This window comes from Flagellimonas allohymeniacidonis (genome assembly GCF_004296335.1).
Lineage (GTDB): Bacteria > Bacteroidota > Bacteroidia > Flavobacteriales > Flavobacteriaceae > Flagellimonas > Flagellimonas allohymeniacidonis.
The window spans coordinates 1-13,783 of record NZ_SGIU01000002.1 but is presented as its reverse complement, the minus strand read 5'-3'; the positions used below and the strand labels follow the sequence as shown (position 1 = coordinate 13,783).

At 43.5% G+C, this 13,783-nt stretch carries 6 protein-coding genes; all 6 read left to right on the top strand.

The genetic code is table 11. The annotated features are described in order from the left end of the window. A partial coding sequence (locus tag EW142_RS08295) for a gliding motility-associated C-terminal domain-containing protein (protein WP_130615626.1) occupies window positions 1-457 on the top strand: 457 nt, incomplete at its 5' end. Window positions 458-470: 13 nt separating this feature from the next. After that, complete coding sequence (locus EW142_RS08290; RefSeq protein WP_130612575.1) at window positions 471-1,424, top strand: PorP/SprF family type IX secretion system membrane protein; 954 nt, start codon at window positions 471-473, stop codon at window positions 1,422-1,424. A 9-nt stretch (window positions 1,425-1,433) separates the two neighbouring features. After that, window positions 1,434-3,389 (top strand): OmpA family protein, encoded by a 1,956-nt coding sequence (locus EW142_RS16955; protein ID WP_130612572.1) that lies wholly within the window; start codon window positions 1,434-1,436, stop codon window positions 3,387-3,389. Window positions 3,390-3,571: 182 nt separating this feature from the next. Beyond that, entirely contained in the window at window positions 3,572-9,766 is a 6,195-nt protein-coding gene (locus EW142_RS08280) for an HYR domain-containing protein (protein ID WP_130612569.1), read from the top strand. Window positions 9,767-9,935: 169 nt separating this feature from the next. Further along, window positions 9,936-13,019: an FG-GAP-like repeat-containing protein gene (locus tag EW142_RS08275; protein ID WP_165395247.1), complete on the top strand. Its 3,084-nt coding sequence runs from the start codon at window positions 9,936-9,938 to the stop codon at window positions 13,017-13,019. A gap of 278 nt (window positions 13,020-13,297) precedes the next feature. Further along, the coding region (locus tag EW142_RS08270; RefSeq protein ID WP_130612563.1) for a hypothetical protein at window positions 13,298-13,783 on the top strand (486 nt) is incomplete at its 3' end.

Here is a 13,783-nt window from a genome sequence, read left to right as displayed (position 1 = left end):
GAACTACCGTGACTTCGACGATGACGGTGACGGCATCGACACCCCGGACGAGGACGCTGACGAGGACGGCGACCCCACGGACGACGACACGGACGGCGACGGCACGCCCGATTACCTTGACCCGATAGATGATACGCCACCGCCAACGGAAGATGAAGATGTAGAAGTAAACCAATTGGTGACCCCAAATGGAGATGGAAATAACGATTTCCTATTTATTCGAGGCTTGGATCAAGTTAGGAGCAGTACCTTGCAGATTTTTAACAGATGGGGCGTAAAAGTTTATGATGGTGCCAATTATAACAATGTAAACAATGTATTTGATGGTCGTTCAAGGGGAAGATCTACCTTGAGTGTAAATGATTACCTACCTTCAGGAGTATATTTTTATATATTTGAGTACGAAACCGAAGAGGGCAGGTTTACCGATTCAGAATACATATATATAAGCCGTTAACAAGCGAGATAGAATGGTAAAGAAAAACTTTTGGCTTGCGCTGCTGTTCTTCGGAACACTGCTTCAGAGCTTAATTGCACAACAAGACGCCCAGTACACCCAATACATGTTCAATACCCTTAGTGTAAATCCCGCGTATGCCGGGTCAAGGGGACAATTGAGTTTTGCCGGTCTGTACAGATCACAGTGGGTGGGACTTGATGGTGCACCGGAAACATTCACTTTGAACCTGCATTCTCCAATTCGGAACAGTCGATTGGGTTACGGTGTTTCTGTGGTCAACGACAATATTGGTGATGGAGTGGTGCAAGAGACCTATTTGGATGCAGTGCTATCATATACCATTGATGTAGCACAAAATGCAAAGTTATCCTTTGGTTTAAAAGGAGGTGGAAATTTCATAAGCCTAGATTTTGCTGGCTTGCGCAACTTTGACCAAGAGGTTGTTCAACAAGACAATATTGACAACCAGTTTGCACCAAATTTTGGTTTGGGAGTTTATTACCATACCGACAAGTTCTATGCTGGCCTTTCAGCTCCCAATGTATTGGAGACCGAATATTTTGACAATAGTGATACCGATGATGATAATTCAGTCAATTTCTTGGCGACGGAACGTATCAATTTTTATTTTATCACAGGATATGTTTTTGATTTAAATCCAGACCTAAAATTTAAACCGGCGCTCTTGACCAAAGCGGTGGGAGGAGCACCTCTTCAGGTCGATGTATCTGCAAACTTTTTGTTTGCCGAAAAATTTAGTTTTGGTGCAGCCTATCGATTTGATGCTGCAGTAAGTGCCTTGGCCGGTTTTCAAATTACCGACCAGATAATGCTCGGACTTGCATATGATCGCGAAACCACAGAACTGGGGGGTACCCAATTCAATGATGGTTCTTTTGAGGTTTTTCTAAGACTGGAATTGCTCAAAGCATTCCAAAGGACAGTATCTCCACGATTCTTTTAAACCAGGGATATGCCAAAAAAAATATACTTCATTATTCTTGTACTCCTAACCTCTACAACAGCGCTATTGGCTCAAAAGGAAGAGGTCAATGAGAAACAACAGGAAAAAGTAAAATCCAAAGCAGACGACCAGTACGAGGAATATTCCTTTAGGCCTGCTATTGATATTTATAAGAAAGTACTCGAAAAAGGTTATGTGTCCGCCGATTTGTTGAAGCGACTTGGAAATTCATATTACTTCAATGCTAAATATGATGAAGCTTCCGAAATCTATAAAAAACTGGTGGAGTCTTATCGTGATGATACTGAAGCTGACTACTTTTTTAGATATGCACAAACACTGAGAACATTGGGTGAATATGATGCCGCCTCAGAGATTATGGCGAAGTTTAAGGAGATGACAGCGGTTTCCGATGACTATGCCTTCGATGAAGATTATTTGGCAAAGATAGAGGAGAACTCTGGGAGATACGAAGTGAAAAACTTTGAATTCAATAGCAAATACTCTGATTTTGCGACGGCCTATTATGAAGATGGATTAATCTTTTCTTCTGATAGGGATACCGGAAACCTGGCACGTTATCGACATACGTGGAACTCCAGAGACTTTCTAGACTTGTATAAAGTAAATGCAGATAGCATTTCCCAAAACACGGTTGTTAAGCTGGAAGGCGATGTAAATACAAGATTGCATGAGTCCACTTCAGTAGTGACCAAGGACGGTTCTACCATGTATTTCACCCGAAACAATTTTTTGGATGGAAAAAAATACAAGGATGAAAAAGGTGTGATTCGCTTAAAAATCTACAGTGCTGAGTGGATTGATGGTGAGTGGACCAATATCCTCGAACTGCCCTTTAATAATGATTCCTACTCCGTTGCGCATCCAGTATTGAGTCCAGATGAGAAGCGACTGTATTTTGTTTCAGATATGCCGGGTTCCTATGGCGAGTCAGATATTTTCATGACTCAAATTATCGGTGACGGTACCTATGGACCCATAGTCAATTTGGGAAAAAATATCAACACTAGGGCACGGGAAACCTTCCCATTTATTACACCAAACGGGGTACTTTATTTTGCGTCAGATGGACATGCCGGCCTAGGAGGTTTGGATGTTTTTGCCACAAAAATTGCTTTTGACGACTACGACCAACCCATTGTCAACGTCGGAAGACCTGTCAATGGACCCAATGACGATTTTGCCTTCATTATTGATGACGGGGAAAAGTCGGGATATTTTTCATCAAACCGGACCGGTGGAATGGGAGAGGATGATATTTATGAGTTTGAAGAAACAGAACCTTTGGTATTGGATTGTTTGCAAGATGTAACCGGTACCGTTCGGGATCGTATTTCCAATGAAGTGCTTATTGGTGCAACGGTGAAAGTTATTGATGAGGAAAACAAGGAAATATCCTCTACAATTACAGATTCCAAAGGAAACTATGTGTTACAGTTGGATTGTTCCAAAGGCAACTTTGTTCGCGCTTCACGTGATGGCTATGTTCCTGCCGAAGAATACCTGAACAGGTCCTATGGTAAGCCTAGAATTATCGATTTCTATTTGGAGCGTGATGTAGTCACCGGAGGTTTTGGGGATGATTTGGCAAAACTGCTCCAGCTTAGTACTATCTATTTCGACCTGAACAAGTTTGACATCAGACCGGATGCGGAGATAGAGATTCAAAAGGTAATCGTGGCTATGGAGAAGTATCCAAGCCTTAAGATTAAGGTCAACTCACATACCGATAGCCGTGGAAACGATGCCTATAACCTCTGGTTATCTCAAAAAAGGGCGCAATCAACCGTGGATTATATGATTTCCAAAGGAATAGCACCAGACCGACTTCAAGGAGAAGGCTTTGGAGAGACCCGTTTGGCCAACGATTGTTTCAATGGTGTTCCCTGCTCTAGGGATAAGCATCAATTGAACCGAAGATCGGAGTTTATCATTTTTGAATAATCGGTCAGCTCGATAAACTGCAACTTTTTATAAATTCCCCTTTTTAACAAAAGGGTAACTTCGCTTAAACGGGCTTATACCAGAATTTAAGCTCAATTCACAACATTAATTCTCCTTTTTTAACAATCAGGGATAGTTTAGCGTATACGAAGTCACAGGTTTACTTCTTTACAAAAGCATAAATGATTCCTACGAGGGGCTTAAAATTTTTTACTCTTTTACTTTTTTTTGGATTGTCCTACTTTGGATATTCCCAGACCTTTGATGCCCACTGGTGGAATGGTCGGGGATACCTAATGGACTTTAGGACGACACCACCAACGATTTCATGTAACCTTACATCCGATGGTGCCTTTGAGGCTACTTCAGCATGGAGTGACCCAGTGACCGGGAACCTTTTGTTTTATGCCGACCTAGGAACAGTAAGGGACAATACAGGAGCACTCTATACCAATGGAACCGGGATTAACACAAACGCGACCAGAACCCAGATGGCCGTTGTAATGCCGGTACCAGGGACCAATTTACAGCAGGTATACCTTTTACATGGTGATGGGAGTAACGAAAGTAATGATGGTACCGCCTATTATTCCATAATCGATGTGACCACAAGGACGGTCATCAGCAGCAATAACCTTTTGCAGAACAATACTACAGAAGCGCTTTACGGTACCAATAATGGTGCAATGTGCGGGGCGTGGGTGGCTACTATCGCCAATGATACGGGTAGTTGCACCTCAAACTGCGCTGGTAGCATTATGCTGTGGCGTGTGGACTCGGCCAATATTTTATCTGCTGCAAGAGCCAATAATCCCGATGTTACGGCAAGTCTGCCGGTTAGTATTCCTTTTAGAGGGGAAAGGGCTTCGATTCGCTTCTCCCAGCAAAATGATAGAATAGCCATTGCGATGGAAGGAGCAGGGATATTCTACGCTTCATTCAATTCCACCACGGGAGCTATTGGAACATGGACTCATGTCCCTAGGACGACCTCTTCCTTGACCAGTACAGGGTACAGTGTTGAATTTTCCCCCGATGGTAGCCGACTTTTTTATGCGCATGACAATAGTTCTTCAACCGCAGCCGTGGGGTGGCAAAGTCCACTCTATATGCACGTTATCGGTTCAAATACCTCAGTCAATATAGAAAATGAAAGTTTAGGGTCTTGGGCAGGGGTTCAGTTGGGTCCAGATGATATATTATATGTAACAGACAATAATGATGGCAATGCGTACTATCTAACCAATCCGAACACGGTAACATCCTCTGGGGATGCCAATTTCGCTTTTTTGGATATTAGCACCTACGCTACCTGTAACAGTTCAGATAGACAAGGATACAACTTTACCCAGCAGGTAGTCTTTTTTACCTCTTGTTTACAAGACACAGATGGAGATGGAGTTTATGATGAATCGGATTTGGACGACGATGATGATGGTATTTTGGATGCCGTGGAAGGTATTGGAGACTCTGACTTGGATGGCATAATCAATAGCTTGGATTTGGATTCTGATAACGATGGGATTCCCGACAATGTCGAGGGACAATCAACAGCTGGATATTTAGCTCCAAGCAATGTTGATTCCGATGGCAACGGTTTGGATGATGTATATGAGACTACCCCAGGTTCTGGGGAAGGTCTAACTCCCCCAAATTCAGATGGAATAGATAATCCTGATTATTTGGACAACAATAGTGATGAGGACGGAGATACCGATACGGTAGAAGCTGGACTTACCTTATCCGGAAGTGATAGCGATGGTGATGGACTGGACAACTCTGTGGATACATCTTCGGGTTATTCAGATCCAGGAGGAACAATTGACAATCCTTTGTCAGGAGGTGTGGTTCTTCCAGATGTAGATGGAGATGCTGCAAGTGGTGGAGACGTGGACTACCGGGATGTACTTGATTCCATTGATACGGATGGGGACGGGGTTTTGAACAACGAGGATTTGGATGACGATAATGACGGTATTACCGATACCCAAGAACTCTGTGGAACGGATCCTTCCTCCACTGTGATTCCATCAACAATTTTGGTCTCTATTACAACCGATAACTTCCCTGCTGAAACAACATGGACATTAACAGGGCCTTCTGGGGTAATTGCTACGGGAGGACCCTATACCGGACAACCTGCAACAACCATCAATACCCCGGTTGTCACGGTACTTACAGGAGCCTTTTCATTTACGATTTCTGATAGCGGTTCCAATGGAATTTGTTGTTCCTTTGGGAATGGCTCTTACAATGTTTTGTTGAACGGAGCGTCAATTGCCAACGGAGGCAGTTTTGGCGCCAGTGAAACTACCAATTTCAACGTTCAGACCAACATAAACCCGTTTACATGTTTTAGCGGTGATCCCAATGAAGATGCCGACAGTGATGGTATTCTGAACTACCAAGATTCAGATTTTTGTACGCTCAATGCCAATGGGGTCTGTGCGAATATGGATACTGACGGAGACGGTGTGATTAACAGTTTAGACTTGGATTCAGACAACGACGGTATTTTCGATATTGTGGAATCCAACGCCTTATCTGTTTCAGGAGTAAATGACAGCGACAATGACGGACGGATAGACGGGGGAACTGTTCCAGCAAATGTGGGTGCGAATGGAGTATTCAATAATCTTGAGACTTCATCCGAAAGTGGAATTCTAAATTATACCTTTTCCGAAAGTACTGATGATACGGACAGTATTTTAGACTATTTGGACTTGGATAGTGATGGAGATGGAATCCCGGATAACGTAGAAGGTCAGACAACAATTGGATATGTGGCTCCTGCAGGGGTTGTGAATTCAGATGGTGTGGATACTTCCTATCCGAATGGGGTCACGCCAACCAATACCGATGGTGCAGATAATCCCGATTATTTGGATACGGATAGTGACAATGAAGGAAGCGATGATACCACAGAAGCGGGATTGACCTTGGCCAATGCAGACGCCGATAACGATGGTCTGGATGACAATATTGACACAACTTCTGATTATACGGACCCAGCTGGAACTATTGATAACCCATTAACGGGTGTCCTACAATTACCGGACATTGATTCCGATGCCTCTTCTGGGGGAGATGTGGATTTCAGGGATGATTCAATAGACAACGCTGACTTGCGACTGACCAAAACCGTTAATAACGCAAGCCCTACGGTTGGCCTTAATGTGGTCTTTACACTTTCCGTCACCAATGATGGGCCGTTGAATGCAACAGGTGTAGTGGTCACTGACCTAATACCTTCGGGGTATACTTATGTAAGTGATACGGGTAGCGGCAGCTATACCTCCGGTACTGGAATATGGAATGTTGGAACCGTTAATAATGGTGCCACAAGCACCTTGCAAATAACGGCTACGGTTAATGGTAGCGGCGTATATTTTAATAGTGCGGAAATTACGGCAAGCGACCTCAATGATCCAGATTCCACCCCAAACAACAATATTTCGTCAGAAGATGATCAAGATAGTGTCAGTACAGTGCCCGTTATTGTTGGTGACAGCGATGCTGATGGTATTTTGGACACTGTGGATTTGGATGATGACAATGATGGCATTACAGATACCCAAGAGCTATGTGGAACGGACCCCTTGCCAACCTCGAACACAGTAACCATCACCATAACGATTGATTTGGACAGATATGAAGGAGAGACTACCTGGAATTTGGTGGACCCTTCATCCAATACAATAGGTAGTGGAGGAACGTATGCGGGTGGGGACGAAATCATCACACAAAATTTTAATGTAAGCGAATCCGGTACATATACCTTTACTATATTCGATTCTTTCGGTGATGGACTCAATTCTAGCGGTGGCTCCGATAGCAATGGTTCGGCGGGCTATTCCATAGACGTTGACGCCAGTAATGTATTTACTTCCTCAAATTATCCCGATTTTGGATTCTCCAGTGTACATAATTTTGTAGTTACAGTCCCACCGAGCAATCCATTTAGTTGTCTAGCCTCTGACCCTATGGGCAATGATGACGCCGATGGTCTCTTAAACTATGAAGATCCTGATTATTGCACCCTAAATGCCAATGGGGTTTGTGCAAGCTTGGATAGCGATGGAGATGGGATAATCAACAGTTTGGACCTGGATTCCGATAACGATGGAATTCATGATATTTTGGAATCTGGCGCGACAACCGTATCAGGTGTTCTTGACTCTGATTTTGACGGTAGAATTGATACAGCTTCGTCTGCCAATGTAGGTACCAACGGTGTGTTTGATGCAGTTGAGACCACAGCGGATAGTGGAGTACTGGGATATACGATTGTTGACTCCGATTCCGATACCAATTATGACTTTTTAGAATTGGATGCAGATAATGACAGTTGTAACGACGTCATTGAGGCAGGATTTACAGATGATAATAGTGATGGCCTCCTGGGACCAGCCTCCGTGGTGGTAGATGCCAATGGATTGGTAACCTCGGGTTCAGATGGATATACTACCCCAAATGACAATAATGGCAACACTGTTTTTGACTTTCAGGAGGCAGGTACAACACCATCCATTACTACCCAGCCCGTAGATCAGTCTATTTGCCCATCAAGTAATTCTACTTTCACCGTGGTGGCCACCAATGCAGATACCTACCAATGGCAATTGTTCAACGGGTCTACTTGGGATGATTTAACGGACACAGGAATACATACTGGAACAACAACGACAACTTTGACTATCACAAATGCACAGGTTTCGGATGATGGGAATCAGTACAGAGTTTTGGTGTCAAACTCTGAATTCGCTTGTGGTACAATAACGTCCAATACGGCTACATTGACTGTATCTGATACTACCCTTCCGGTAATCACAGGATGCCCTTCCAACATTACGACAAATGTAGATAGTGGAACCTGTGGAGCTATTGTGACCTGGACATTACCTACGGCAACCGATAATTGTGGTGGAGTTACGCTAACAAGCAATAACTACAATCCTGGTGATAGCTTTTTGCCTGGGGTAACCACTGTTGTGTATACCGCAACGGACGATTCAGGGAACACAGCTACATGCAGTTTTACGGTCACTGTTAATGACAATGAGGCACCCACCATCAATGGTCCTTCAAATATTACGGTCTCTGCGGATGCCGGAGTATGTGAGGCAGTGGTAAATTACACTTTACCTACTGTTAGCGATAATTGTGCAATGGGAGACGGTACCTATCCTGTTTTTGAAGATTTTGAAGTACCCAGCAGGAATGATCTTATTGATGAGTGCTGGCAATTTGCAGGTTCCACGGTCTCAACCAACAACCCGCTTTCTGCGACCACCAGTATGCGAACCAGTAACTTGATTTCAACCGAATCGAGAACACTGATAAGTCCATTGGTATATTTAAATGGAACAGGACAGCTAACCTTCTTACATAGAATTGACCAAGCTAGAAATAGCAATAGAATTACTGTCTCTCTGGTGGATGAAGCCGATGTGGCCACCGTAATTTTTAACGAGACCTATGCCGATAACAGTGTGCAAACGGAGGCCATAGACATCAATTTGACCGGAAACTATAGAGTAAGATTCGATTTTGATACAAATAGCAATGCAACTGATAGAGCCCGTTTGGACGATGTATCAATTCCTGGCCTAAAGGTAGCGGATACCTCAGGTTCAGGTGCTTGCCCCGCAGCGACACTGCAAGTGGTTCAAACTTCTGGGTTTACCACTGGGGGAACCTTTCCCGTGGGAACAACTACGAATACATTTGAAGTTACAGATGCATTTGGAAATACCAACACCTATAGTTTCGATATAACCGTAACTGATGATGAAGCCCCTACAGCAAGTAATCCTGCACCTATAGCGGTTAACTGTTCAGCAGAAGTTCCTGTTGCGGACCCAACCGTAGTTACAGATGAAGCGGATAATTGCACCTTAACCCCAACGGTCACCTTTATAAGTGATGTGAGTGATGGAGGCACCAATCCTGAAATAATTACGAGAACTTATCGCATTAGTGACGCGGGTGGAAATACAACTGATGTTACCCAGACCATTACGATTTCTCCCTTTGAAATTACCTCACAGCCAGTTAATCAGACTGTTTTTGCTGGAAATAATGCAACTTTTTCAGTGACTGCCAACAATGTGGATACCTACCAATGGCAAGTTAGTACTAATGGAGGAGGAAGCTATTCTAATATTTCAGATGGCTCCGAATATTCTGGGACTCAAACGACCACATTGACTGTAAATTCTCCTGATGTGGACAAAAATGGATATCTCTACCGGGTTTTGTTGTCAAATTCGACAAGTACCTGCCCAGATTTAACCTCCAGCCCAGCTACACTTACAGTTCGAGTGGGAAGAGTTATCACGAATCGCCGCATCACTTTCAGGGTAAATATAAATTAATAGCAGCCTTTTGTAGGAAAAAATGTAATTTTAAGCTCTAACCACGCTTTCCCACACATTTACAACATTTTTTTTAGGGCTCATTTATTAAGTCCAAACTTTGTACAACACCCTGATTTTTAGTCAGGTAATGAATTGTAAGGTTTTGGGAGATACAACTCAAGCGGTTATGGCAGTGAGTAAACGAAGCTATTCGTTAATAATGGCTTTGTGTCTTTGTTTGTTTACAATAACCTTCCATGCCCAAACTACATTCACAGAAAGTGCGGCAGCTTATAACCTGAACATAGGAGGCGGAAAGGACGGAGGACATGCTTGGGCAGACTATGATTTGGATGGAGATTTCGATATGGTTGTCAACACCAATGGCGCTGGATACCTAATGAGAAATGACGGCGGTTCCTTTACGGATGTGACGGCCACCCTCGCGCCTGACTTCAGCGGAGGAGGTCTCGAAAGAACGGCTTTGTTCGTAGACTTCAATAACGACGGATATCCAGATATTTTTAGGAACGACAATAATGATATCCGGATTTTTCTACAAGATCCAGCCACAAATCGGTTTGGTAATGGAACAGGGGGAACAACTCCAAATCAACAGTTTACCTCACTAACTGATGGACTGAATTCTGAAGGAGCCGGAGCATTGGATTACGATGGTGATGGGGATTTGGACCTTTTTATTGATAATCACAATTACGGGGTAGATATTCTGCAAAATGACGGAACTGGCTTTTTCACTCATGTGACCCGAAAGGCCGATAGCCCAAACCCACCTTATAACGTGGCAGACCCTACTACCTGGCCTTTAGGTTTGGTACAGGATGCGACAGACGGGGATTATGGTTCCGCAACGGATTATAACGATGATGGTTGGGTTGATATTGTAGTGAGGAAACAAGGACAAGTTGACTTGTTTACCAATGTGGGAGGGACTTTTCAAGATGGTGTGGATATCGATGAGGCAGCCAATAGCAATAAAGGTGCTGTCGCCTTTGGTGATTTGGATAATGATGGCGATTTTGACATGTTTTGGACGGAAAATGGAGATAACCAGATTCATAGAAATAATGGAGATGGAACTTGGACCGCCATGGGAGCGGCAACAGGAATACCAATCGACTTTTCCGGTCAGATTGAAGGATTGGCCTTTGGTGATGTTGATAATGATGGAGACCTTGATATTTTCCTGACCGGAAACAATACTAGTCGCCTTTATCTTAATAATGGAAGTCTAAGTTTTTCAGATTCGGGCTTGTCCTTCAACGGTAGTGGAGAAGGCTGCACGTTTGTGGATATTGACAATGATGGGGATTTAGACCTATACCAAAATAGAAGTGGTAGTAATTCCCTTTATATCAACAATCTGGGTGCAGCGGCAAGAGCAAACCATCTTTTTATAAATATTAAGGAAGACCGAGATAGCTTTGGTCTAACAGGTTCTGAAGAACGTTTTGGCGTTGGAGCAACGGCTAAAATATTGGATTGTGATGGAAACGTCATATCCGGAACAAGAGAAGTTAATGGTGGATTTGGACATGGCACTCAAGAATCTGGTGTAATCCACTTCGGCCTTCCTGGAGGTCCTAGCACACCCATTGTTTTAGAAATCGGGTATCCTAGAACCACCACAGGACGGGTAATTGTTCGTTCTCAGATTACGCCATCCGATTTTAACAATGGTAGCATCAATCTGGTGGACCTTTTGCCAGATACCTCAAATCTTCCTCCAATCGCTCAAGATGACAATATTTCAACAAATGTAGGTGTGGATGTAGTCATTGATGCACTTATAGATAATGGAAATGGTGCAGATTCGGATCCAGAAGGGAGTCCCATTGAGGTGATTTCCATAACACAACCCAGTGATGGAACGGCCACTTTGAATCCCGATGGTACAATTACCTATAGCCCGGGAAGTTTTGTTGGTTCTACTTCCTTCACATATACCATAGGTGATAACACCATTTGTTCTTTTGCTTCAGGTCAAGACACAGCGACAATTTTCATAACTGTTTTGGAAGACAACGACTTGGATGGAATTGTCGATAACGTGGATTTGGATGATGACAATGACGGAATCTTCGATTCAGTGGAATGCCCCAACGCAGGTACAGTTCTATGGGTTACTAACGGAACACCGGGAAGCGAAGAACAAAATACAATTGATAAGCTTACAGGTTTGGGATATACCGTTACCGTTGTTGATGATAACGTTGGTGGAAATGCTGACAACTATGCAGTGACCTTTGTTTATGAAGACGCCATTAGCGGAACTGTTTTGGCCAACGTGGCTAACTTGACAACCACGGAAAGAGGAGTCATCACCAGTGAGACCTTTCTTCATGATGACATATTGGGAGCGAACCAAGGAGCTACAAACAACACAAACTTGGTCAACATCACCGATAATTCCCATCCCATAACCTCGGGCTTATCTCTAGGCAACAACGACATAGGAGACGGTTCATTTCGTGCAAATAGTCTCGCCTCAGGAACAGTTTTAGGATTACACCCTAATGGTGAAGTTTCTATAGCGGTCTGGGAACCTGGTGATGCCATGGACGTAGGTACAGCTCCTGGCAGAAGAGCAATAGTTCCACATGCAAATAGCAATGGGGGGTTCAATGCGGCAGGAGAAGACCTTTTGGTGAATGCCATTATTTGGACTTCTGAAATGGATACCGATCAAGATGGAATTGCTGATTGTATTGATACCGATAGCGATGGTGATGGCTGTGGTGATGCCGATGAAGCTTATGCCGATGCTAACACTGATACAGATGATAATGGGATGTATGGCTCAGGTAGCCCTGCTATCAATCCTGATGGTACGGTTCAGGCTGCTTCTTATGCCGCGCCGGCGGACCAAAACTCAAATTTAATTTCTGACCATCTTGAAGTACTTGCAGCTCCTACAATAGTAACTCAACCAATTGATTCACAGACATGTACGGGATGTAACACCTCTTTTAACGTGGTGGCATCCGGTACTGACACCTATCAATGGCAAAGATTTAATGGAGTAGTATGGGAAGACTTATCAGATGCTGGCATTTACGGTGGAACCAATACGACAACACTAACTATAACTGCCCCAACATCTAGCAACAATGGAGATCAATTTAGGGTATTGGTTTCAAATTCGGCGTTTGTATGTGCCATTGTCACATCAAATCAAGTGACCTTGACCATAGCCGTAGGTACAGTTATTACGAACAGAAGAATTACGTATCGCATTAATCAAAATTAGGTTTTGAAAAAGACAGAAAAACCTATTTGGGCTTAAAAACGAAGTGCCGATAACCTTTGATTATAGTGCTTTCATCGACTAAAAGCATTGTGAAAAAAGAGTTGTAGACCAATGTATGACCTCAAAATTCCATCCCTATACAGTGGGATTTAAGGCGTACACAACAAATATTTTCAACCCCTAGGGGTATGGATAATTTTGTTAAAAGATGTAGTGTCCCTAAATGAGACCATACTAAACTAAACGAGTAAATCGACCAGAACAAAATAAGATCTAAGATGTCAATCTATAGTAACCCCATGAAAAAGTGCATCATTTTAATTGTGTCCCTTTTGTTTTCGGGATTTGCGTTTTCGCAAACCACGGTTACATTGCAAGACCAATGTAACTGCGAAGTTTTAAAAGGAACTGCAGTATTTGCCCCTGGGTCAGTAACACCTGCTGGAGCGGATGCTGGAGACATTTACGTAAATACAAGTACTGGAACGATATTTTTCTGGGACGGAGACTCTTGGGAATTAACTTCCACGGATGACCAACAACTTCAAAACTTCACTTTCAATGGAGTTACCAATATATTGTCCTTGGAGATTGAGGACGGCAATATTGTATCTGTCGATTTATCAGCTTTAGGTGGAACCGACGACGACATCACTGGTGCCGCCCTTGACGCGCCGACCAATGTTCTGACGATCAGCGAGGGGGCGACCGATGTGACGGTCAATCTGAGCGACCTTGACGACAGTGCTGGGGTTGCTGCCAAT

Bases quoted from the DNA above. Each gene is read 5' to 3' on its own strand.
- EW142_RS08290 (WP_130612575.1), top strand. From the start codon at position 471: ATGGTAAAGAAAAACTTTTGGCTTGCGCTGCTGTTCTTCGGAACACTG.
- EW142_RS16955 (WP_130612572.1), top strand. From the start codon at position 1,434: ATGCCAAAAAAAATATACTTCATTATTCTTGTACTCCTAACCTCTACA.
- EW142_RS08280 (WP_130612569.1), top strand. From the start codon at position 3,572: ATGATTCCTACGAGGGGCTTAAAATTTTTTACTCTTTTACTTTTTTTT.
- EW142_RS08275 (WP_165395247.1), top strand. From the start codon at position 9,936: ATGGCAGTGAGTAAACGAAGCTATTCGTTAATAATGGCTTTGTGTCTT.